The following is a 23,186-nucleotide window of genomic DNA, read 5'->3' on the forward strand; positions in this document are numbered from 1 at the left end:
GCCATGAGTGGCTGGGCGCGCACTTCCCGAGTTCCGTTGATGAGCGGGCTTCTGATGTGGTTTCCCGAGAGTAACAATGCGTACAGACTGTATCGCTGATCGTCACCTGCGGGCAGGTCGTTCAGCGGGGAGGTGTCCAAGTGCTGCGTATTGCCCAGCTCTGCCAGCAACGTGGTTGGACAAGGTATCTGACGTTCGACATCGAGCTGAGCAGAGCCCGGAAGCTGGCTGCGCAGAGGGACGACAACCGGGACCTGCTGTTCGTGACGGTGTCGCGTCGGACCTTCTACCGGTGGATGGGTGACGGTGACCGGCATGAGCCGCGGCCCGAGACCGTGCGCGTGTTGATGTACATGTTCGACATGCTCGACGAGCCGCCGATGGCCCTGTTCGAGGAGGTCGGGGACGCTGCTTCTCGTGGCACGGCTCGAAGCCCCTTCGATGCGAGTGCCCTTCTGGGCGTCGGCTCGTCGCCGTCGGCCGTGGATCCGGCACTCCTGGCCCTGGCCGAAAGCCGGATCGCCGAGATCGTGGAGCACTACGAGATGCTCGGGCCGCAGCAGTTGGCGCGCGAGGCGCTGCTTCTTCGGTCCATGCTGCAGGTACTTCTCAGTGGACGTCAGACACTGCGCCAGCGCGAGCGCACGATGCAGTTGAGCGGACAGGTCGCGGCTCTACTCGGGTACATGTCGGTCAACTCCGGCCAGCCGGACGCCGCTGCGGGTTACCTCGCCGAAGCCATGGGCGTTGCAGCGGAGATCGAGGACACCGCGCTCCAGATGTGGGTGCTCGGCACGCAGTCGTTCAGCCTTTACTACCAGCGGGATTACAAGAAGGCGGACGAGGCTGCCCGGATGGCGGTCGAGCTGGACCCGAGCAGCCCGCTGGCGATTCGCCCGCTCATCAACGGGCGAGCCCGCGCGCTCGCCCGCCTCGGGGTGAAGCGCGAGGCCGAGTACGTGATCGGCGCCGCACTTGCCCTTACCGGCCGCACGGACGACCTGCCGGAAGGCGTGAGCTCCTGCATCTCATTGGGCGCGTACTCGCCGGCCCGTACGCTCGCCAACGCCATTACAGCGCACCTGTCCCTCGGCGACACCTCGAAGGTGTTCTCCCTCGCCAAGGAGATCGAGCCGATGGTCGTCTCCTCTGAGTCGGCCTGGACGCGAGCCCTGGTGGGCCTCGACCTCGCAACCGCACACCTCCAGGGCAACCGCCCCGACGTCGAGCAGGCCATGGCGCTGGGCACCACCGCGATCGAGGCCGGCGGGATGCCCCCGATTCGCTCGGTCCACCAGCGAGGTGGCGAACTGCTGCGACAAGCTGGTGCCTGGCGTGGCGAGGCCGGGGTGCGGGAGTATGCGGAGCGGCTGCGTTCCTGGGAGTCGAGTCCTCTCGCGGCCCCGCTCGTGGCGAGCGCGACGACCTAGCAAGGAGTTCTGGCACGTGCTTCTGACCGACAGCCGGGCGTTCCCGGCCGAGCCTCCCGCCGACCTGGACAGCCCGGAAGCGATCACCGCACACGACCAGTCGGTGTTCGACGCGACCGCGACGATGAAGAACCACTGGGACCGGGCGGGCTGGAGCGAGGAGCGACGTGCGCTGTACTGGTTCCTGACCTTCCCGGACGATTCCGCTCTGATCGGAACGGCCCGCGCGTGCCAGGAGGGGCTCGACGGGCTCGGCCTGGACCTGGTCCCGGCGGACGGTCTGCACGTCACAGTGGCACGGGTCGGCGAATCCGTGGACACCTCTCCGGAGGTGCTGGCGGAGCTGGTTCGGCGGGTCAGGCAGCGCGGGTTGAAGAGCTTCGAGATCGCAGCACATCCGCTGGCCGGCTCCCAGGGGGCGGTCCGTTTCACTCTGACGCCATGGCGGCCCCTGGTGGCACTTCACGCAGCACTGGCTGCCTGCGGGCGGGAAGCCGGGGTGACAGGCGGCCGTCAGACCTCCTCGTTCCGGCCGCACCTGAGCATCGCCTACAACCCTTCGGTCCGGCCGGCTCAACCGATCATCGACCAGGTCTCGCGACTCCGGGAGATCCAACCGGTCCCGCTGGAGATCACCGGGGTGGACCTCGTGGAGCTGCGCCGGGAGGCACGTGAATACCGGTGGGAGGTTCTCCACCGCCTCGAACTTCAGTAGGCGGCGGATTCGGCTTGAGATTCGCAAGCCGAACTGAGGTTCCACCGGTCACTGGATCTTGGCAAGGTCCAGGGTGTGGTGGTGCAGCTCCGCGCGTACCGGGGCATAGACGCTGTCGGCGAGTTCGATGTCGGACTCGTCGAACGCGTACAAGTTGGTGAAATTCTGGACGATATGCCGACGGTTGCCGAAGCCGGCGACCACGACCGTGTTCGGGCTCTGCTCGATGCAGTGCCGCAGGGCGATTGCCGCCTCACCGCCCGGAAGGTGTGAGACATGCTCGCGGAGCGGTCGTAGTCCTCGGCGAAGGGCAGCCCACGCGGAGGCGGGAAGGTCAGGCATCGGTGAGATGCGTCCGCGGGTGTCGGCGAGAGTGCCTCTGGCCAGGGGAGCACAGAGAAGTACCCCGACCTTGCGTCGCCGCGTGAATGTGAAGAGATCTTCCCCTTGAACGATGACGAGCGGCTGCAGCGGATTGAAGCGGGTCAGGACGACGTCCGGTTGGACGACCTCGAAGACCTTCGCGAACCGTTGCGTCTGGTCGGCCCCGGTTGTTCGACTCGGATGGGGGCCGCGCAGTCCTATGGCACCAATGACTCCCATGCGCCGGAACGCCGTCAGGGCTTCGGCTGCCTCATGGAGGTAGCGGTCGTCCGGCCCGAAGTCGAGACTCGGCAGGACGTAGAGCGCGACATGGTCGTCCCGGAGGTTGTCCAGGGTCTGCTCCAGCTGGTGACGCACGTGAGGTGATGCGTACGGGTGGGGCGCGGTTCCGACATTCTGGATCTTGGTGACGATTTGGAGTCCGGCGCCCCGGTGCTCTTCGATCAGCTGACCGAGAATTCGCTCGGCGTGGCCTTGGCCGTAGGTGTCCGCCGTGACGAAGAGAGTCGCGCCGGCTTCTACGGCGGCACGAAGTGCGCCGAGCGTCTCGCGGTCCTGCCGCAGGCCACCGATGCCGGTCGAACGGCATCCGACGCCGAGCGGGTGGGCTTGGATCGTCCTGCTCAGGTGGCGTGCAGCCGGGCTGGACAGGGTCACCGAGCCACGTCCTTCTCCGGGCCGAAGAGTGCGGTGACGACCGTGCCGCCGGGGACCAGCTCGACACACCATGCGGTCGCGCAGTGGTCCACCAAGGCCAGCCCTCGCCCCCCTTCGGTCAGTTGGTCGGTGGAGCCCAAGCAAGTCGGATCGTAAAGGACGGATGCTCGGCGGGCGATGGTGTCCGCCCCGTTCCTGGCGTCCCTCACCGCGATGGTGATCCCGCTCGGATACCAGCGGATGGTCAGTTCCTCCGCACCGTCCGCATGGTTGATCGCGTTGGCCACGACCTCGGTGGTGGCCAGAACGGCGTCATCGAGTTGCGAAGCGGAAACCCATCCGGAGACGACCTGCTTCACCATGGTCCTGGCGTAGGAGCACGGCGAGACCCGTGTGTTCAGCAGGGTTCGACGTTCGCCGATGAGGTCGCCGAGTCGGAATTGCCCAAGCGTGGTGGAGGTTGCGAAGCCCACCGGCGCCTCCCTGCGACGTAGCCCTCGGATGCAGGTGGTCCTGCCCGCCCTCTCACCATCAGGCAGCGCTGGCGGCAAACCAGTGCCAAGCCAGTGCCAATCCGGCGCCGTCGGGAGCTGAGGTGCCATCGCCAGAACATGGCAAACCATCCCGTACAGAACGAATCTGCGGAACAGATTGCGTTGAGATTCAACGAACTTGGCACCGCCATGGCACTGGTTTGCCGTCCGCCCCGCCGCAGAGTGGAGCCGTCGGCCCCGTTGAGGTCGTGGAAACGCCTTCAAGGCAGTCCGCGGCTGCTGCGGGGGCAGGACCCATAGCCGTCGCGCCCGGCCGTCACCGGCGCCGTCGTCACCGCCCCTCACCATCTGGCCAAGGAGCAACCGTGAACCCCCACCCGCATCTCCCGGTCCTGGGCGACCTGGTGGCCGGCACCGCCGGTGCCGTCGCCGCCATCCACGTCAGCTCCGAGGGGCTCGTCCTCGGCACCTCGCCGGGTATCGGCCGCGACGAGGCCGACACCTGGGCCGCCTTGATGTCGGGCCTGGGCGCGATGAGTTCCAGGAGCGTCGGCGTCGTCGGCCACCTCACCTCGGGCGAGCACCCCTGGGGACACAGCGTGATCGAGGACCGCGCCGGCCGGACCATGACGCTGGTGGGCGCGGCCGATCACTCGATGCTGGCCGTGGTCGGCGCCGAGGGAGCGGACCTGGGTGAGATCGCGGCGCGGCTGATCGTCCTCGCGGACCGGGGCCTCGCTGCGGCGGTGGCGGCGTGAGTGCGGCCCCGGCCGATCGGCTCGCACCGGCCGGGCAGCGCCCGCTGCCGCTGCCCGCCGTCCTGGCCGCAGCCCACTTCCCCGATCCGCACAGCCCCGGCATGAGCGGGCTTGCGTCCTATCTCGCCCGCAGGGGCGCCCGGGTGACAGTGGCGCCGTCGCAGGCACAGCGCGACTCCGAACTTCTCTCGCGGCTCAGCCGCTCCGGGGCCCTGCTGCAACACCCGGACGCGCGTACGACCTCGCTGATCTGGGGCGGGGACGGCGCGGCAGTGCCCGAGATGCTGGACCTCGCCACCGGCAGGGGACTCCCCACGATGGGCCACTCCCGGGCGGTCGAGCTACTGAGTGGCACAGCGCCCACTACCGTGGCCGTCGTCGGCAGCCACTCCACCGCGATGGCCGCCGCCGCCCTTACCTGCGCGCTCGCCGTCCGCGACCCGGGCTGGATCCTCAACGACGCACCGTACGGCGACGCGCCCGGCTACGACGGCAGCGGCGAGGTCCTGGTGGTGGACGTGTGCCCCGACGGCGCAGTCCACGAGGCCGAACCGCCTGGCTGGCGCCACCGAACCCTTGGCGCGGGCCTGCGCCCGACGGTCACGCTGGTGACTGGGGTGGATGAGGCGCCCCCGGCCTTCCTGACCCGCGAGGAGGCGCTGGAGCAGATCGAGGCCCTCGCCCGCCGCAGCGAGACCGTGGTGGTGTGGTCCGGCCAGGTCGGCTGCGACGAGTTGGTGGAGCGGCTGCGCCGCCACCCGGGGCCCAGGGTGGTGTCGGTGGGCCGGGGCGAGGGCATGGACGTGGCGGTCCTCGGGCTGCTGTGGAGCGGCGAGGACCACCGCCTCACCATCCAGGCCGGCGGCGAGCGGTCCATCGTCACCGTGCCGGTGGCCGGCACGACGGCCGCCCTCGGTGTCGCGGCCGCGTTCGCGGCCGGCTGGGCGCTCGGTCTGTCCGGCACGGATCTCGCCGACGGGCTGACCGCGTTCCCGGGGGTCGAGCGGTCGTTGACCCGCCTCGGCACGGTCGGCGGCGTCACCGTGCTGGAGTCCCGCGCTCAGCACCCCGAGGAGATCGCCGCCGACCTCCGGGGTGCCCGGATGCTCACCGAGGGCGCCGTGGTCGTGCTCTACGAGCCTGTCGGCCACTTGCGCACCGCCGCGCTCGCCGGGCGGATCACCGAAGCCCTGACGGCTGCCGACCACACGGTGCTGATGCCCGTCCACTCGGCCTCGGTCCGCTCGCAGCGCCACGCCGACGGCATCGAGGCCCTGGTCCGCGCCGCCTCCGGCGGCACGCTCGTGATCCCCGAGCCCGGTTCCTGCCAGATGGGCCCGGACGACCTGGCCGTGTCCCTCGCTCAACGGGGCGACCTGATCCTGACCATCGGCCCCGACGCGGCCCGCCGGATCGGTCCCCACCTGCTGGCCGCGCTCGACCAGCCCCGCCCCGCCCGGTAGAGGCCTGCGGCCTCCCTCTTCCTTTTCGCTCGCACTCGCCACGAGGAGCTTCGCCATGCCCGCTTCCCTGCCCGAACGGCCGGACCTGTCCGAGGCCGAGATCCTGCTGCTGCGCCAGGTAGCCGGCGGCCACCTGAACGCGGCGGTCAGCCGCGCCACCGGCATCCCCGAGAAGTCCGTCACCACCACCGTCACCGCGCTGACGTCCAAGCTCGGCACGCCGCACCGCTACCGCGCCGCCGCCATGGGCGTGGGCTGGGGGTGGGTGCGCACCGAGGACGTTCCCGTGGTCAACCCCACCGGCGTACCGCTGCCCGCGCAGCAGCGGGAGGTCCTCGTCGGCTTGGTTTCCGGGGAGGAACCGCAGGCGACCGCGAAGCGGCTCGGCCTGGCTGAGGGCACGGTGCGCACCTACGTGCAGAAGATCCTCACCACCTTCGGGGTCCGCTCCCGGCAGCAGGCGGCGGCCCTCGCCCTCCTTTCCGGCGTTGTCCCGTTGAGCGCCTTGGGCGAGGACTGGCCGGACACCGCGTTCGGCGAGGCCGTCGAGCCGGTGCCGCAGCCAGCCGGGGCGAGCTGATGCCGGGCGGGACGCGGTTGCTGGCGGGCCTGCTCGCGGGGGCGGCCTGCCTGCTGCTGGCGATGGCGGCCGGTGCGGCGACGGCGGCGGCGGTCCGGTACGAGCACGCGGACGCGGTGCACCGACCGGTGGTGCTGGCCGGCACCACCTACACCGTCGGCCTGGCCCTACTGGTCGCGGCCGGCGTACTGGGCGCAGGCCGCGCCCGAGGGGGCGTGCGGTGAGCGCTCGAACGGCACCGAAGAAGCTCACCGCCCAGCAGGCTGCCGTCCTGGACCGGGTCGGCGCAGGGATGAGCAACAGGGAGATCAGCGCGGCCCTCGCGCTGGGGCCCGACACCGTCAAGCGCTACCTGGCGCAGGCATTCGTCCGTCTAGACGCACAGGGACGGGTCCACGCGTTCGCGCGGGCTTGGCAGTCGGGCCAGCTCCCCCACACGCAACCGGTGACCGGGCCTCCCATCCTGACCGGGGAACAGACCCTGATCCTGCGCATCTGGGCGGCGGGGGGCAGCCGGCCGCACACCGCCCGTGCGCTCCGAGTCTCGAAGACGACAGCGGGGCGCCGCGAGCAGGACGTCCTCGACGCCCTCGGCACCGCGCACCGTGTGGTTGCCGTGCGCATCGCCCTTGAGCACCAGCTGATCGACCAGGACGACGAGAGCCTCTCCGTTCTGTGCACCACACCCATGGCGGCCGATCCGGGCCAGGGCCGCACCCACCCACTCCAGGAAGAGGAGTCGAGCGATGCCGAACCTGCCGCCCGACCGGTAGCCCACTCGCCGAACGGCCCCGGACCGGCGGGCCGGTTCGAGGAGGCCCTGCGCTCGGTCGCCGGGGTGATCGTGCACCTGGGAGCCCTGGCCGGTCTCGGAACCGCGCCCACCCTGGCGGACATCCTTTTGGGCACCGCGCCCCGCAACAGGACGCCGACGGTCGTGCGCCTAGTCCACCGGGCGCTCGCGCTCGGGGTGCCGTGCGCGCTGGTGATTCCGCCAGGGGCCACCGATGTGGTCAAAAACGTGACCGCGGCGGGGCTCGCCTGCGCCTGGTCGGGCGCCATCCGCCAAGGCACCCCCAACCCGGCAGCCGCCTACGCGGCAGCTGCCCACGAGCTCGGCGCGCTTCCCGACCAGTGCTTGGTGGTGTGTACGGGCGACCAGGCCCCGGTGGCGGCGGCGGTCGGTCCCCGGCAGGTCCTGACCACGGCGACCGCCGCCGCCCGGACGGTGCCGCGCCGCAGTCCGCTGCCCGCGATCACCACGCGGGAGCGGCAGATCGCCGAGCTGGCCGCCAGGGGCCACAGCGCCGACCAGATCGGCGAACGGCTCGCCGTCGGTGAGCAGTTGGTCAGGTCCGAGCTGGCCGCGCTCCGCCACCGGTTCGCTGTGACGGACGACACCGAGCTCGTCGCTCGTCTGATCACCGCCGAACTGATCGACACCCGGCATCTGCGCGCCGAACTGCCCGCACGCGCCCCGGACCTGGACCAGGCGGAACGCGCCGTCCTCGCCCTGATGTGCGCGGGCGCCCTGGACCCGGGCGGTGTGCGCGCGGTCGGCCTCACCCAGCGCGAAGCCCGCGCCGCCGAGGCACGCGCCATCCAGGCGCTCTCCCCGCGCCGCAGCCGCACCCACGCCGTCGCTGCGGCCCTGATCACCGGGGCCGTCGCCCCGCCCCTCCCGCCGCCCGCCAGCGACCCGGAACCCGCCATATCTCCTGCCGCACCGCGCCGCCGACCTCGCTTATCGCCGTCCCGGCCCTCCGCCGGCCACTCGGCTCCCCGCCGCCGCTGCCCAGCGGCCGAGGACGAGCACGCCCCCGCAGCCCGGTGAGCCGCGCGCTTGCCCCCGGCCGTCCGCAGCATCTGCGGGCGCCCGCCCTGCCGGACCCAGGCAGCGGACCGGTCGTCCTGCTGACCGGAGCGTCCACCGGACGCCCGCGCTGGCAGACCCGGGCCGTGCGGCTGCTCGCCGAATGCGGCTACACCGGTACTGTGCTCGACCCCTACGTGCCCGGCGACACCGAACTGCCATGGCGCAACGGTTGGCTCGACCGGGCCGAGGCGAGAGCCGACGTGCTGCTGGCCTGGCGCCCACTCGGCCCGTGGCCCGTCGTCAAAGCACACCGCACCTACCTCGCCAACCGGCTCCGCCCGCCGATCGTCGTCGGCTGCCCGCCCTTCCCCGCCTGGCAGGCCGCCACCCGCCGTTGCCTGGCCAGGGACTTTCCTTCCCTGCCGGTGCACTCCACGCTCGACACCACCGTGGAGACCACCGTGGCACGGATCGCAGCGCGCACCCGCCGACGCTGACCAACCACTCTGCCCTCCGACCATGTCAGGACAACCGGCATGCCCGAGCTCAACCAGCCGCCGATCAGAGACCTCGCGCCCGTCGGCAACGGCCGCTCCACCGCCCTGGTCACCGCCACCGGCGCGATGCCGTGGCTGTGTCTGCCGGACTTCGACTCCCCGGCCGTGCTCGCCGGCCTCCTCGGCAGCCGCCGACACGGCTCCTGGACGCTCGCCCCTACCTCTGCCCACCCGACCCCGGCCACCAGCCGCGCCTACCGGCCCGGTTCCCTCGTGCTCGACCAGGTGTGGGAGCTGCCCGACGGAACCCTGCGAGTCACCGAGTTCATGCCCGCCTACGGAGACGACCGGCCCGCCCAGGTGATCCGCCTCGCGACGTGCCTGCGCGGGCAGGTGACCGTGACCTCCCGCGTCCTGCTCGCCCCCGACTACGGCCGGGCCCCCCTCCGCCTGGGCGCGACCATCGGCCCCGGGGGAGTTCGGCGCCTGGCCGCCGAGCACAAGGGCGCCACCCTGTGGCTGGACGGACTCGACTACCGGATCAACCGGCACGGCACCGCCACCGCCACCACCGTCCTGAGCACCGGGCAGCAAGCGGCATACGCGCTGACCTGGCAGCAGCCGGGCGACCCGGTCCCCCCGATCCCCGACGCCGAACGGGCGCTGGCCGCCACCCTGTGCGAGTGGGACGATTGGAGCGCCCGCTGCACCCGCACGGGCCCGGACCGCGACGCGGTCCTCAGTTCTCTGGCCGTCCTCGCCTCCCTCATCCACGCCCCGACCGGCGCGATCATCGCTGCCCCCACCACCTCCCTGCCGGAGCAGATCGGTGGCGAGAGGAACTGGGACTACCGGTACTGCTGGCTGCGGGACTCCGCGCTCACCGCCAGGGAACTGCTGCGCACTGGCGACTACCTCCCCGAGGTACGGGCCTGGCGCCGGTGGATGATCGAGACGATCGGCGACCCGGCCGACGTGCGGATCATGTACCGCCTCGACGGCGGCAGCAACCTGCCCGAGACCGTGCTGGACCACCTGCCCGGCTACCAGGGCTCCCTCCCGGTGCGTATCGGCAACGGCGCCGCCGACCAGCTCCAGCTCGACGTGTTCGGCTATGTCGCGGACACACTGCTGGCCGCCGAGGATGCCGGCCTCGAACCCGACCCGGCGGCTGACGCGCTCCTGCTCGGACTGGCCGGTGTCGTCGCCACCACCTGGAACCAGCCCGATCAGGGGATCTGGGAGATCCGAGGCCCCCAACGGCACTTCACCTACTCCAAGATCATGGCGTGGGTCGCGCTCGACCGGACCGTCAGGCTGCTGGAGCGCCGTCCGGCCCCGAACCTGCCTGCTCTCGCACGGCTTCGCGGGCACGCTGCTCTCATCCACACCACCGTGCTCGGCCAGGGCTACGACCCGGCCAGCAACGCCTTCACCCAGTATTTCGGCGGCCGGGAGCTGGACGCCTCCCTCCTGCTCCTCCCTCAGACTGGCTTCCTCCCGCCCGATGACAAGCGGGTGATCGGCACCATCGAGGCCATCCAACGCGAACTGGCCACCTACGACGGCCTCGTGCTGCGCTACCGCACCCACCAGGAGGCCGGCGCCAACGTGGACGGGCTGGTAGGCCACGAGGGTGCCTTCGTCGCCTGCTCATTCTGGCTCGTGGCCGCGCTCGCCCTCGTCGGCCGCACCGAGGAGGCCCGCGAACGCATGGACGCGCTGCTCGCCCTGCGCTCGGACGTCGGAATCCTGGCCGAGGAGTACGACCCCTTGACCGGCGACCAATTGGGCAATTCCCCTCAGGGCCTGAGCCACCTCGCACTTGTCAACGCCGCTTGCGCCCTCGCCGCCTCCGAGGTCCACGCCGCCCGGCCCATCGTTGTGCCCCGGCAGAACACGCCGGTCGCCGCCTCGCTCTGACCTGCCGACCCGCTCCGCGCCGGAACGCCTCGTCCCGCACACCTGCCCTCATCCACACCCTCCTTCCCGCCGACTGCTCCAGGAGAGCGCCTTGGCCACGATCACGATCGGATCCTTCAACCTCGACCATGACGGCTTCACCAAGTCCCCCCGTGGTGGCGGCCACTTCGACAAGTGGCACGAAGCCCACGAGATCCTCAGCAGCAGCTACTCGTTCGACGTCCTGTTCCGGCAGGAGATGAGCCACTCCGCCGCCGACGGCGGCCGGCTGCTCCACGAGGCGGAGCGGATGCTGGGCATGCGCGGCTTCATGGCCCCCTCCGCGCCCGCGGAGTCGCACAACCCGACCGGCCTGTTCATCCGCGAGGACACCTTCCGCGTCACCGGCGTCTGGCCGCAGGAGAAGGACTGGTGGCTGCCGCCGTGCGTGGTATCCACTCGGTACGCCGAGACGGGAGTACCGCTCCAACTCGCCTCGGTTCACCTGGGCTACCGATCGCCGGCGCGGCGCCAGATCGAGGCCGACAACATGACCACCTGGCAACGGCCCGATCTGGCCGTACTTCTCGGCGGCGACTTCAACTCCTACAGCGGATCGGACCGGGAACAGCAGCCCTTCCCCGACTGGCCGAACCTCCTGGACCGTGCCCACCAGGAGCACCGCACCCGCAGTGGCTCGGTGACCGACACCGAGCCGGACCGGATCCTCACCGCCGTCGGCATCGACGACGTCGCCCTGCACGCAGCCACCCACCTCGGCCAGGCCGACGCTCTCGCCGCCACCGCGAGCATGGACCCCGCCACCAGGAAGCGGCAGGGACCGGCCCAGCGGATCGACTTCCAGAGAGCGTCGCGCGTCCTGCTCCCGGCCCTGCGGGACTTCCGCGTGGTCCCGCTGCCTGACCTGTCCGACCACCCGCTCACCATCTCGGTCTGGGACGCCGACGCCTTCATCACCGGGCTGGAGAAGCACCGCACCTTCGACTACCGGCGCCCCAGTCGCGCCTGCGCCGCCCTCGAGGAGTGAAGACGCAGGAAGACCGTGGCCAGGTCGGTCGTGGTCGCGGGCCCCAGGGCCGAATCCCAAGGAGGGGAAGACAAGTGACCTGCGCCGGCTACTCAGGCTGCTATGTCCGCCCGCAGGCGGGTGAGGGTTCCCTGCGCCTGCTCGCGGACATCTGGGAGTCCACTGCTGGCACGGATGACCCGCTGAACTTGGTGTGGCAGGCGGTGCAGTTCGGCGCCGTGCAGGGCCGCGCGCATCTGTTCGCCAGCGGCGTCCTGGTCGCCGCGGCGGAGCAGGATCTGGCCTGCGGTGATCGCGGAGATGATGCGCCACTGCGGGCTGGTCTGGAATCCCGGTACGGGTGCGCGTTCCAGGAGTTCGGCGGCGCCCGGCACGCGGCCGGTCGCGGCGAGGCCGCGCAGCTGAACCTCGTGGAGGGTGAATTCGGAGAACAGCGGGGTGACGCTGACGGTGTCGAGCAGGTGTCGGCTCTCTGCGACAGCTTCGTCGAACACCGTCGTGGCACCGGCCGTTCCGGCGGCGCGGGCGAGCAGGATCACGGCCGCCGCGCGGTCGTCCGGGGTGTGGGAGAGGTCGCGGGCGCGGCCGAGGCGCTCCAGTGCGGCGTGGTGCAGGCCCGCCTTGCGCAACTCGTTGCCGTGATGGCGCAGAGCATGGGCGTGCAGGGCCCGGTCGTCGAGGCGGCGGGCGATGGCGACGCCTTTGCCGGTCCAGCGTGCGGCGGTGGCGAGGCGTTCCTCGGGCAGGACGTGGCCGAGGGCAACGCCGAGCCCGACGCGGGCGCGGGCGAGCAGGCGCAGGACATCGGTGTCGGTGTGGCCGTCGGCGGCTCTGGCTTCGAGGCGGGCGACGAGGGGCCAGAGTTCGTCGACGGCCGCGGCGGCCTGGCCGGCCTGGCGGGCGATCTCGGCCAGGCGCAGGACGCTCTCACCGAATTGGATCATGGCGTGGTGGTCTCCGTCGGCGTCGTCGGTGATGCCGAAGACGTGGGGTGGCAGGCCGAGGCGCTCCGCAATGTGCCGCAGCGCGCCGATGTCGGTGATGGTCCGGCTTCCGGTCTCCACGCGGGAGATGTAGGAGGTGGAGTATCCGAGGAGGGTGCCGAGTTCCTCCTGCGGGAGCTGGTTCAGGTGCCGGTAGAAGGCGAGGATCTCGGGCAGGCTGCGACGGCGCAGGATGTCCTGGGCCCGGGGGGTCGTCCAGTGCCAGCGGATTCCGCTGTGCGGATCTCGGCGCGCCACCGGTCAGGCCCAGCCCTGGAGTTCGTACCAGCGGGCGATGGAGTCCTTGTACCCCTGCGGCATGACCAGGGAGGGCACCTCGTCGCGGTGGAAGAGCGCGGCTTCCTTGTGCTCGTGGCTGACGACCGGGGGCCGGTGGGCGTCAGCGGCGGTGCAGCCGTAGGTGACGATGAACACCCGCCGGCCGGGCAGCGGCTCGTACATCCACACATCCAGCAGCGGACCGGCGGAGGCCGTCCAGCCGCACTCCTCGCGGATCTCGGTCTCCACCCGTTCCTCGGGAGTCTCCGGTCCCTCCAGCTTCCCGCCCGGCAGCTCCCACTCGGCCCGCTCGTTCTTCAGCAGCAGCACCCGTCCTCGCGGGTCAAGCACGACGCCCTTGATCGAGATCGGGAACTTCGGCGGCACATAGGGCTGTTCAGAAGGTCCGGTCATCTCTTCTTCCATGGCGCACGGACGGGCACGGGCCCGTCGAACGTAGCAGCCGGCCGCCGCCGCAGGCGCCCTGCAGCCGGTCATCGGGCTTTGACAATCTGTCACTTCACTCGGGATCGATGCGCCCGGGAGAGTGTGTCCTCGCCCATCCGCCCGTTCTCACGAGGGGGATCCTCCATGCCGTCTTCCCACACTCCGGTGCCCGCCGTGGACGAAGAGTTCACCCTCGGCGCCCTGGCCGACGGGGCCTTGGAGCGTGCCGCGGGCGTGCTGCGCGAGCACGGCCTGGTGCAGCTCGGGCGCCTCGGCGGGCGCGACGACGTGCTCGAAGCGGCCGGGCGGTTCATGGCCGAGCCGTGGCAGCACCGCGACGCCGACCCGGACGGGCTGACCGTCGTGCGCGACACCGGCCGGCACGAGGGCCTGGCGGGTTTCGCCGGCCTCGGGCGCGGCGACCTCTCGCTGCACACCGAGTGCGCCCAGCTGCCCCGCCCGCCCCGCCTCCTGCTCCTGGCCTGCGCCCGGACGGCCGATTCGGGAGGCGAGACCCTCCTGGTGGACGGCCGGGCCGTCCTCGCCGAGCTGGCCGGCTTCCACCCGACCTCGCTGGAGGCCCTCGCGGCGCCGCGGGCCGCGTACTTCGGCGGCGCGGACGGCCACTTCGCCCCCGTTCTGGAACACCTGCCCGACGGCCGGTGGCGCCTGCGACTGCGCCAGGACTCCCTCGCCCGGTTCTCCCCGGACGCCGAAGCCCACCTGCCGGCGCTGCGCCGCGCTGTCGAGCACAACACCACCCGCACGCGCCTGGCCAGCGGACAGGGCCTCGTCCTGGACAACCACCGCGTTCTGCACGGCCGCACCGCCTTCGTCGGGGCCCGGCTTCTGCTGCGGGCCCTGGGAGAACCGCGCGCCGTTCTCGGCCTGGACAGCGGGTTCCCGGCCCCCTGGACCGCGCCGCGGCTGGCCCCGGCGGGTGACGGCGTGGATATCGCCACGTAGTGCGAACGGTCCGAGCACCTCACAGCTTCCGCCCCCGAGGCCCGATCGGGCACTTCGGACAGGCGGAGCCGGGGGGACACCACCATCCCTTGGTGTCCCCCGGAAACCCGGCTTCGGCCGGAGCGAACAACCCGATCGCTGTCGGCCGCGATGCCTGGCACGAGCCGCGATCCCGCGCAGCCGGGCCGGGGGCAGCGTTCGGCGGCCGGTTCGTACTGGGCCGGCCCCACCCGTCCACTGGCAGGAGGTTCGCGATGTAGGCCCGACAGCAGGGTGCCTCCCGGAGGCGGTCACAACCGCCCGCGAGCGTGGTCGGTCGACCGCGCTCCGAACAGAGGCAATTGTCCCAGAGCAACAACGACCATTTCTCGAACAGGAGTTGACATGACCCACAGCATCACGCACGGCACCACCCAGGTGAACCCGCAGAACCCGCAGGGCGCCACGTCGGACGGCTTCGACCTGGACGTCACCCTCGTGGAGGTCACCGACGCGGCCCGCCTGGTCAACATCACCGGCGACAACTGCGGCTCCACCTGCGGCGCCTGCACCACCGGCGTCGCCTGACCGGCACCCCAGCACCACCGGGTCGGTGCCGCCGCTACCAACGCGCGCGGCGGCACCGACCGCCCCCTTCCTCACCGCGACCGTACGGAGGCACTCGTGGCTGCTCAGACCCAGGCGTTCCGCGCCGCCGGCATGGCGCTGGTGCGCGCCGTCGCCCACCCCGCGCGGGACCTGCCGCCGTGGCCCGACCTGACCGATCCCGTCCCGGACGCAGCGACCACGGCTTCACAAGTGGAGTGGCTGCGCTCGGTGTGGGAGCTGCAGGACCTCGCCGAGGGGCTGCACCTGGCCAGCCCGGCACTTGCCGCGCAGATGCGCACCCTGGTCACTGCCACCGCCCCGTTGGCCCGCGATGTCCGGCGCTCCGCCTTGGCCCTCGCCCGCTACCTCCTGCGGGCGACAAGCCGCGCCACGCCGTTCGGCCTGTTCGCCGGCGTAACGAGCGCCGGCACCGGCGCAAGCGCGGCGGCCCGCTGGGGCAGTGATCATCGCGCGGTCGCTTCCGCCTCCGCCCACTGGCTGGCGGGCGTGATCGCCCGCCTCGAAGCCTGCCCGGAGCTGCGAGGCCGCCTCCCGGTCATCGCGAACAGCGCGCTGTCGGTGCGCGGGGACCGCCTGATCGTGCCGTACCAGCCGAGCCCGGACGGGCAGCGAAGCGCCGCGGTGGAGGTGTCCCTGCGCCACACCGCGCCGGTGAGCGCCGCCCTGGCGATGGCCCGCACGCCGGTACGCCTGGACGACCTGACCGGCAAACTCCTCGCGGACTTCCCCGCCGCCGGCCCCCAGCGGGTGACGGCTCTCCTCGACGAACTGATCGCCCGGCGCGCCCTGATCACCGCTCTCCACGCGCCCAGCACATCGACCGACGCCCTCGGACACCTCGTGACCCAGTTGGAGGCCGCCGGCGCCCGCGCCATCGCCCCGGTCGCAGACCTGACCGAGGAGCTGCGCGAGATCCACACCGTGCTGCAGGACAGCGCGGAACGGCCCGCCGAACAGACTCGCCCGGACCGACAGGGCGCGGCTGCGCGGATGAACGACCTGCTGCCCACCGAACGGCACCCGCTCACGGTGGACCTGCGGCTGGACGCCACGATCGCCCTGCCCCCCGCGGTCGCGCGCGAGGCAGAACGCGCCGCTCTGGCCCTGGCCCGGGTCAGCGCCGCCCCCTGGGGCACCGCCTCCTGGAAGGCGTATCACCAGCGGTTCTACGAGCGATTCGGAATCGGCTCGATGGTGCCGGTCACGGACGTCGTCGCCGACAGCGGTATCGGCTTCCCCGACGGCTACCCCGGCTCGACGGCCGGCGAGCGCCGCCCCACGCTCACCGGCCGCGACGAGGCCCTGGTGCGCCTCGCCCAGGGCGCGGCACTGGACGGCCGCGACGAAGTGGTCCTGGACGAGGCCATGATCGCCTCCCTCTCCCTCGGGCCGGACCGGGTACGGCTGCCACCGCACCTGGAGCTGGGGGTGCGGGTGCACGCCGCCGGCACCGCAGACCTGGAGTGGGGGAAGTTCAAGCTGGAGGTCGTGAGCGTCTCCCGGGGCGCAGGAGTGGGAACGGGCCGGTTCCTGCAGGTGCTGGACCCGGCCCACCGCGCCGCTTTCGCCGCCGAGCTGGCGGACCTGCCGGGCGCCGACCCCAACACGGTGGCCGCCCAGCTGTCCTTCCCGCCACTGGAGCCGGACACCGCGCACGTCACCCGCGCCCCGCGGATCCTGTCAACGGCGATCACCCTGGAGGAGCACCGTCCGCCCGGCGACGGCATCCTGACCCTGCAGGACCTGGCCGTGGGCTGCGACGGCCGGCGGATGTACCTGGCCGCGCCGACGCTCGGGCGCCGCGTGGAGGCCGTCGCGATGCACGCGCTGAACCCCCACACCCACACCCCGCCGCTCGCCCGCTTCCTCGCCGAACTCAGCCGCGCCCAGTGCGCCGCGGTGACCCTCTTCGACTGGGGTGCGGCGCGGACCATGCCGTTCCTTCCGCGCCTGCGCCACGGCCGGACCGTGCTGTCCCCTGCGCGCTGGCGCCTGGAGAGCGCCGACCTGCCGGCCCGGGCCCGCCCGTGGGCCGAGTGGGACGCGGCGTTCGCCGCCTGTCGCTCCCGACGTCGCGTCCCCCAACAGGTCTCGCTGACGGAGGGGGACCGGCTGCTGCCCCTGGACCTGGAGGAGGTCGGCCACCGGGCGCTGCTGCGCGCCCACCTCGACGCCGGCGCCCCCGCTGTGCTCACCGAGGCCGCCCGGGACGCCGGCTGGTGCGAGGGCCGGGCCCACGAGATCGTCGTGCCGCTCAAGGCCGCCCGGCCGCCGCAGTGGCCGGCCCTGCCCGCACCCACTCGCCGGCGGACCACCGGCCGTGAGCACGGGCAGACGCCCGCCGCCTCCACCGTCCTGCTCGCCGGCCTCTACGGCGACATACGGCGCCAGGACACCCTGCTGGCCCAGCACCTGCCCGACCTCCTGCAGCGGCTCGGCGAACCGCCCTGGTGGTACGTCCGGTTCCGCGACCCCGACCAGCACCTGCGGCTGCGCATCGCCCTGCCCGACCCCGCCGGCTTCGCCCCGGTGGCCGCCACGGTGAGCAGCTGGGCCGACGAGCTGCACCACGCCGGGCTGCTGCGCGAGGTCCGCTATCCCGTCTCCTACCCGGAGTGGGGCCGCTGGGGCGCAGGTGCGGCCTGGGACGCGGCCGAGAACGTGTTCCGGGCGGACTCGCGCGCCCTGCTCGCCCAGTTGCGCCGCCCGGCCGGCCCGGACCGCCGGGCCCTGGTCGCCGCGCACAGCATCGCCATCGCCGCGGCGTTCCTGGGCAGCGCCGTCGCCGGTGCTGACTGGATCATCGAGAACGTCCCGCCTGCCGCCCCGGCGCGGGTGCGCCGTGCGCAGTTCGCCGAGGCGGTGCGTCTTGCCGACCCGCGTGGTGACTGGGCGGCCCTGCGCGCGGTGCCGGGCGGCGGCGCCATCGTGGAGGCTTGGGCCGGGCGCGACGCGGCGTTGGCCGCATACCGCGCGCACCTTCCGGGCCCCGACACTCACGGGATCGCCGTCGACGACGTGCTCGGTTCCCTGCTCCACGTTCACTTCGTGCGTGCCGTCGCCGTCGACTTCCCCGAGGAGGCGATCTGCCTCTACCTCGCGCGGGCCGCCGCCCTCGCCTGGAAGGCCCGAACCGCCGGGGGGAACGCATGACCGCCCACCCCGCACAGCACCTGGCCGTCCATGTCGCCGACCGCCTCGCCGAGCCCGAGGCCGCACCGGCCGCCTACCGGGCCAAGGACTGGTGGCGTCAGTCCCTCGCCCACGGCATCCCCGGGATCGCGCTGCTCCACATCGAACTCGCTGCCCGGGGCCTGCGGCCCTGGCAGCGGGCCCACGACTGGCTCGCGGCCACCGCCCGGGCCCCCGTCACCAGCGGGCCCGACAGTCACCCCTTCCACGGCGCGCCGGCCCTCGCGCACGCCCTGGCCTGCGCCGCCGAGCACCTCCCCGGCTCCTACCAGCGCCCCCTGCACACCCTCGATCAGCAGCTCGCCGCCGACACCCGGCGACGGCTCGACGCCGCGCACCGCCGCATCGACGACGGGCAACCGCCCGCCCTCGCCGAGTTCGACGCGATCCACGGCCTCACCGGCTACGGCGCCCGCCTGCTGCACCGCGACCCCGACAGCGACGTCGGCCGGGCCGTCCTGGAGTACCTCGTGCGCCTGGCCGAGCCGCTCACCGTCGACGGGCGGGAACTGCCCGGCTGGTGGACCCTGGGCGGGCCCTCCGGCCGCCCCGACACCCGCTTCCCCGGCGGTCACGCCAACACCGGCGCCGCCCACGGCATCACCGGCCCTCTCCTGCTGCTCAGCCGGCTGGCCCGCCACGGCATCACCGTGCCGGGCCAGCTCGAGGGGATCAGCACCGTTCTCGCCTGGCTGGACCGTTGGCGCCAGGACACCGACCGCGGACCGGCCTGGCCGTACTGGATCACCCCCGCCGAACTGCGCACCGACCGTGCCGCGCCGAACGCGCCGCTGCGGCCCTCCTGGTGCTACGGCACCGCCGGTGTGGGCCGCGCCCAGCAACTGGCCGCCATCGCCCTCGGCGACCGCGCCCGCCAACTCGCTGCGGAGAACGCCCTCGCCGACGCCCTCACCGACCCCGCCCAGCTCGCCGCGACCACCGACATCTCCCTGTGCCACGGCTTCGCGGGACTCGCCCACATCGCCGCCCGCGCCGCCCACGACGCCCTCCCCGAAACCGCCCCCCGCCTGCGCGCCCTCGTCCCCGCCCTGCTCACCGCCGTCCGGCGTGAGGCCGCCGTCGCGCTGGTGGACGCGCCGGACGCCGGCCCAGGTCTTCTCGACGGCGCGGCCGGCGTCGCCCTGGCCACGCTCGCGGCCGGCAGCACCGATCCACCCCGCTCGGCCTGGGACGCCTGCCTGCTCATCTCCTGACCGCCCGCCACCCTGTCGTGAGGAACCCCGGATGCCCCCCGTCCCCTGGCACCAGCACACCATCGAGTTCACCGACCGCCCAAGCGCCCAGCCGGTCATCACCGACATCCTCGGTCCGGCCCTGGCCGCGGCCGAAGCCGAGGGGCTCCTCCACCGCTGGTGGTACATGAACAAGCAGCCGTGGCCGCTGCGCTACCAGGCCCACACCGCCCCCACGGCCATCACCGACCTGCTCGACAGTCTCACCGCCGCCGGCCGGATCGTCTCCTGGAACAACGGCATCTACGAGCCCGAGACCCTCGCCTTCGGCGGCCCCGAAGCCATGGACGCCGCCCACACCCTCTTCCACCACGACAGCCACCACCTGCTCACCTACGCCCCGCCGCCCACCGCCCGGCACCTGGGCCGGCGCGAGAGCACGATCCTGCTGGCCGGCGCCATGATGCGCGCCGCCGGCCTCGACTGGTACGAGCAGGGCGACGTCTGGGGCAAGGTCACCGAACTGCGCCCACACCCGGTGCCGCTCCCGCCCGGCAGGGCCGCGCAGACGACAACCGCGATGCGCCATCTCATGAGCGCCGACACCCGAGTCCTCTGCAACCCGGGCGGCCCGCTCGCGGAGCACACCGCGTGGGTCCTCGCCTTCGAACAGGCCGGCCTGACCCTCGCCCGCCTCGCCACAGGAGGCCGCCTCACCCGGGGCCTGCGCGCCGTCCTCGCCCACCACATCGTCTTCCACGCCAACCGTGCCGGCCTCCCCCTGGAGGACCAGAGCGCCATGTCAGCACTAGCGAAAGCAGTAGTCATGGGAACGAGCAACACCACCGCGTCGCAGCCCGGGGCCAACCCCGACCGCAATAGCCTCGGCGCCGTGAACACCGACACGATCGACTCCGACACCACCGCCGAAGACCTCCGCAACGCCCTGATCGACCAGATCATCAAGGACGGCCGCGTCCGCACCCCGCGCATCGAGGACACGATGCGCACCGTTGCCCGCCACCTCTTCGTCCCCAAGGCGCCCCTCGAACAGGCATACGCCAACTGGACCGTCGACATCAAGCAGGACACCGACGGCACCTCCATCAGCTGCGCCTCCCAGCCCGGCATCGTCGGCCTCATGCTGGAGCAGCTGCAGCCCCAGCCCGGCGACAAGATCCTCGAGCTCGGCGCCGGCACCGGCTACAACGCCGCCCTCCTCGCCCACCTGACCGGCCCCACCGGCCACGTCACCACCATCGACGTCGACACCGACCTCGTGGAGGGCGCCCGCGCCCACCTCCTCGCGGCCGGCTTCGACAACGTCACGGTCCTGCAGCGCGACGGCGCACTCGGCCACCCCGACGGCGGCCTCTACGACCGCATCATCGCCACCGTCGGCGCCCACGGCGTCCCCCACGCCTGGCTCACCCAACTCGCCCCCGGCGGCCTGCTCCTCGTCCCCCAGCGACTGCGCGGCAGCGTCTCGCGCTCCATCGCCTACAAGCAACGCCCCGACGGCGTGTGGGCCTCCACCGGCAGCGAGATGAACACCTTCATGCCGCTGCGCCGGGGCATCGCCGACGACGAGCGCCGCATCATCGCGGTCACGGCGAGCGGCCTGGTGCGCCTGCAGACCAACAGCGAGCAGGCGGTCGACGCCCAGGCCCTGGCCGACGTCCTGGACCAGCCCCGCACCGAGGTGTGGTCCGGCGTGCTCTACCGGGCGATGGAGTCGCCGGAGTGGATGGAGCTGTTCCTGTCCTGCTCGCTGCCCAGCGGCCTGAACCAGATGCCCTTCGCGAGCCAGGCCCGCGGCGGCCTGCTCACCGACGACCCGTACCCGAGCTCCACCGCGGCGTTCGACGGCGGCGCCCTCACCTACCTCGCCCGGCGCCTGTCCGACCAGCGCACCCCCGAGGGCGGCAAGCTCTGGGAGTTCGGCGTCGTCGGCCACGGGCCCGGCAGCGACGAGCTGGCCGCCCGCGTGGCCGAGGCCATGCGGACCTGGGACCGCGAGTACCGCGACCGCGAGGCCCGGTTCGAGCTGCACCCGCTCGACGCCGCGCCCATCGCCCCGGCCCCCGGCCGCTTCACCTTCGACACCCCGCTGAACCGGATCGTCATCGACTGGCGCTGATCCGCACCCGGCACACAGCACCACGGGTTCCCGCCGCCCGCTCGCGGGTGGCGGGAACCCGGCCCCAGCCCGTCACAGCCGTCCGGGAGGACGCATGGACCCGCACGGAGCGACAGCCCGCCGCTTCCCCCTCGTGGCCCGGGTAAGGCCGCCGTGCCTCCCGCTCCACACCCGCATCGACAAACTCACCGAACTCGCCGACACGGCCCTGACCCAGGCATACCAGGGCCTGGCGTCCAGCGTCTTCAACCAGGCCGCGCTCCTGGCCTCCGACCTGGACCTGCCCGACCTCGCCCGCCAGTGGTGCCACCAGCACGCCGCCGCCTACCTGCAGCACACCCCGCTCACCGGAATGGACGCGATCCGCGCCCTGGAGCCGATCGTCAACCTCGCCCGGCTCCACATCCGCGCCGGCCGCACCGACCAGGGCCACCAGCTTCTCCTCACCCTCTACGACACGGTCACCGCCGCCACGGCCGCCACCCTCGACGGCATCCACATACCGGCCCACCTCACCGCCACCGACGCCGACCGAGACGAGGTACGCCAGTGGCTGTGGCGGGTCGTCATAGCCGACGGCACCCGCGCCCTCACCACCGCCGGACGCTGGCCGGACGCCCTCGCCCACCTCGAGAAGCACCGCGGCGTCGGCGCCCACATGCTCGACGGCCGCCAGGTCGCCGTCCTCGCCCACGCCACCACCGGCGACCACCACGGTGCACAGCAACTCCTCACCGACACCACCCCAGGCGAACCCTGGGAGAACGCCGTCACCGCCTGCCTCACCGCACTGTGCCACCCGGCCGGCCACCCACCCACCACCAGCGAAATCGACGCCCTGCTCGACCACTTCCCCCGGCTTGAGATCCGCACCGATCTGGCGGTCTTCCACACCCGCCTCCTGCTGTCGGCCGTCGACATCGACGGCGGCGCAAGCCATCCGGGCATACGGACCGAAGCGTCTGCCCTGGCCGACCGGATCGCGGAGGCCGGCGACGGGTACGCAGCCCGCGAAGTCCTCACCCATCACAGCTGCGTCACCATCCTCACCGAAAGGCAGACCCGGACCCTCGAAGACGCGGTGGAGATGTGTGCCCTCGGGCATCGCACGATCCCGGGCAACCTTCGACGCCGCCTGTCCTGCGCCCTGCTCACCAGCGAAGCCGTCATCGCCCGGACGTTGAGCGCCCAACTCCATCGGTGAACACAACAGAGGGCCGCAGCCCACCCCACTTCCCGTCCGAAGCGAGTTCGAAAAGGCGACTCGGTCATACCAAACCACTCCGCGGCGAGGCCCGCCCATGGGCCTTGAATCCCGGCACTGTCTGTGAGACGTCCTCCCTACCGCGAAGACGCCTCCAAGATCCACACCCGCACGGGATCCCAGACAGCCGCCCGAAACCCTTCGGGCAACTGACCAGCCGAACGGGTGAATCAGGCGACGGCTACGCGACTCACGAACTCCTCGACCACCCCGGCGCCCGCAGCCGCCTGGACAGCGGCACGGCAGCCTCGCTCGAACGCTCGCTCGCCGCCTGCGCGCTGGACTCCGGCGCCCTGCCCGCCGCCCTCCGCGGCCGACTGGACGACGCCCTGGAGCGCGCCCGGAAGGTGCTCGAAAACAACCCGTTCG

General features: G+C 72.4%; 20 protein-coding genes. 16 read left to right on the top strand and 4 right to left on the bottom strand.

All coding sequences use genetic code 11. The features are described 5' to 3' along the window. The first annotated feature begins 140 nt into the window (after nucleotides 1-140). Entirely contained in the window at nucleotides 141-1,430 is a 1,290-nt protein-coding gene (locus OG618_RS08340) for a tetratricopeptide repeat protein (protein WP_329486659.1), read from the top strand. 16 nt (nucleotides 1,431-1,446) lie between these two features. Then, nucleotides 1,447-2,145 (top strand): 2'-5' RNA ligase family protein, encoded by a 699-nt coding sequence (locus tag OG618_RS08345; protein WP_329486660.1) that lies wholly within the window; start codon nucleotides 1,447-1,449, stop codon nucleotides 2,143-2,145. A 48-nt stretch (nucleotides 2,146-2,193) separates the two neighbouring features. Here OG618_RS08345 and OG618_RS08350 read toward each other — a convergent pair whose 3' ends face one another. Together OG618_RS08350 and OG618_RS08355 are read right to left on the bottom strand one after the other, a co-directional pair. Further along, entirely contained in the window at nucleotides 2,194-3,186 is a 993-nt protein-coding gene (locus OG618_RS08350) for an aldo/keto reductase (RefSeq protein ID WP_329486661.1), read from the bottom strand. After that, entirely contained in the window at nucleotides 3,183-3,659 is a 477-nt protein-coding gene (locus OG618_RS08355) for an ATP-binding protein (protein WP_329486662.1), read from the bottom strand. Before OG618_RS08355 ends, OG618_RS08350 begins: the two co-directional genes overlap by 4 nt. A gap of 386 nt (nucleotides 3,660-4,045) precedes the next feature. On the opposite strand from OG618_RS08355, the gene OG618_RS08360 reads away from it, so the two are divergent. From OG618_RS08360 to OG618_RS08395, 8 genes are all read left to right on the top strand, one after another. Continuing rightward, nucleotides 4,046-4,438 (top strand): roadblock/LC7 domain-containing protein, encoded by a 393-nt coding sequence (locus OG618_RS08360; protein ID WP_329486663.1) that lies wholly within the window; start codon nucleotides 4,046-4,048, stop codon nucleotides 4,436-4,438. Beyond that, nucleotides 4,435-5,901 carry a hypothetical protein gene (locus OG618_RS08365; protein WP_329486664.1) on the top strand — a complete coding sequence of 489 codons (1,467 nt, stop codon included), beginning with the start codon at nucleotides 4,435-4,437 and terminating at the stop codon, nucleotides 5,899-5,901. The genes OG618_RS08360 and OG618_RS08365 overlap by 4 nt, the downstream gene beginning before the upstream one ends. Before the next feature lie 55 nt (nucleotides 5,902-5,956). Beyond that, a complete protein-coding gene (locus OG618_RS08370; RefSeq protein ID WP_329486665.1) occupies nucleotides 5,957-6,481 on the top strand; it encodes a LuxR C-terminal-related transcriptional regulator in 525 nt (174 codons plus the stop codon). Continuing rightward, the gene (locus tag OG618_RS08375; RefSeq protein WP_329486666.1) at nucleotides 6,481-6,705 is read left to right on the top strand and encodes a hypothetical protein; all 225 of its coding nucleotides are present in this window, start codon (nucleotides 6,481-6,483) and stop codon (nucleotides 6,703-6,705) included. Before OG618_RS08370 ends, OG618_RS08375 begins: the two co-directional genes overlap by 1 nt. Beyond that, a complete protein-coding gene (locus tag OG618_RS08380; RefSeq protein ID WP_329486667.1) occupies nucleotides 6,702-8,315 on the top strand; it encodes a helix-turn-helix transcriptional regulator in 1,614 nt (537 codons plus the stop codon). The genes OG618_RS08375 and OG618_RS08380 overlap by 4 nt, the downstream gene beginning before the upstream one ends. Continuing rightward, nucleotides 8,312-8,794: a hypothetical protein gene (locus OG618_RS08385; protein ID WP_329486668.1), complete on the top strand. Its 483-nt coding sequence runs from the start codon at nucleotides 8,312-8,314 to the stop codon at nucleotides 8,792-8,794. Before OG618_RS08380 ends, OG618_RS08385 begins: the two co-directional genes overlap by 4 nt. 39 nt (nucleotides 8,795-8,833) lie before the next feature. Next, nucleotides 8,834-10,717 (top strand): glycoside hydrolase family 15 protein, encoded by a 1,884-nt coding sequence (locus OG618_RS08390; RefSeq protein ID WP_329486669.1) that lies wholly within the window; start codon nucleotides 8,834-8,836, stop codon nucleotides 10,715-10,717. 91 nt (nucleotides 10,718-10,808) lie between these two features. Further along, on the top strand, nucleotides 10,809-11,744 hold the full coding sequence (locus OG618_RS08395) for an endonuclease/exonuclease/phosphatase family protein (RefSeq protein WP_329486670.1): 936 nt from the start codon (nucleotides 10,809-10,811) through the stop codon (nucleotides 11,742-11,744). 92 nt (nucleotides 11,745-11,836) lie between these two features. Here OG618_RS08395 and OG618_RS08400 read toward each other — a convergent pair whose 3' ends face one another. Beyond that, nucleotides 11,837-12,985, bottom strand: a complete 1,149-nt coding sequence (locus tag OG618_RS08400; protein WP_329486671.1) for a helix-turn-helix domain-containing protein — start codon at nucleotides 12,983-12,985, stop codon at nucleotides 11,837-11,839. A 3-nt stretch (nucleotides 12,986-12,988) separates the two neighbouring features. Further along, nucleotides 12,989-13,420, bottom strand: coding sequence for an NUDIX hydrolase (locus OG618_RS08405; protein WP_329486672.1), 432 nt, complete (start codon nucleotides 13,418-13,420; stop codon nucleotides 12,989-12,991). Between the two features lie 177 nt (nucleotides 13,421-13,597). Between OG618_RS08405 and OG618_RS08410 the strand changes: the two genes are divergently transcribed. The 6 genes from OG618_RS08410 (at nucleotide 13,598) to OG618_RS08435 (ending at nucleotide 22,757) form a co-directional block, all read left to right on the top strand. After that, complete coding sequence (locus OG618_RS08410) at nucleotides 13,598-14,419, top strand: TauD/TfdA family dioxygenase (protein ID WP_329486673.1); 822 nt, start codon at nucleotides 13,598-13,600, stop codon at nucleotides 14,417-14,419. 384 nt (nucleotides 14,420-14,803) lie between these two features. Beyond that, nucleotides 14,804-14,986, top strand: a complete 183-nt coding sequence (locus tag OG618_RS08415; RefSeq protein WP_329486674.1) for an FxLD family lanthipeptide — start codon at nucleotides 14,804-14,806, stop codon at nucleotides 14,984-14,986. 231 nt (nucleotides 14,987-15,217) lie between these two features. Beyond that, nucleotides 15,218-18,181 (top strand): lantibiotic dehydratase, encoded by a 2,964-nt coding sequence (locus OG618_RS08420; protein WP_329492042.1) that lies wholly within the window; start codon nucleotides 15,218-15,220, stop codon nucleotides 18,179-18,181. Further along, the gene (locus OG618_RS08425; RefSeq protein ID WP_329486675.1) at nucleotides 18,178-19,434 is read left to right on the top strand and encodes a lanthionine synthetase C family protein; all 1,257 of its coding nucleotides are present in this window, start codon (nucleotides 18,178-18,180) and stop codon (nucleotides 19,432-19,434) included. The genes OG618_RS08420 and OG618_RS08425 overlap by 4 nt, the downstream gene beginning before the upstream one ends. Nucleotides 19,435-19,465: 31 nt before the next feature. Beyond that, entirely contained in the window at nucleotides 19,466-21,553 is a 2,088-nt protein-coding gene (fxlM, locus tag OG618_RS08430; protein ID WP_329486676.1) for a methyltransferase, FxLD system, read from the top strand. 94 nt (nucleotides 21,554-21,647) lie between these two features. After that, nucleotides 21,648-22,757 (top strand): hypothetical protein, encoded by a 1,110-nt coding sequence (locus OG618_RS08435; protein WP_329486677.1) that lies wholly within the window; start codon nucleotides 21,648-21,650, stop codon nucleotides 22,755-22,757. Nucleotides 22,758-23,186 lie beyond the last annotated feature (429 nt).

Source organism: Kitasatospora sp. NBC_01246, assembly GCF_036226505.1.
GTDB lineage: Bacteria > Actinomycetota > Actinomycetes > Streptomycetales > Streptomycetaceae > Kitasatospora.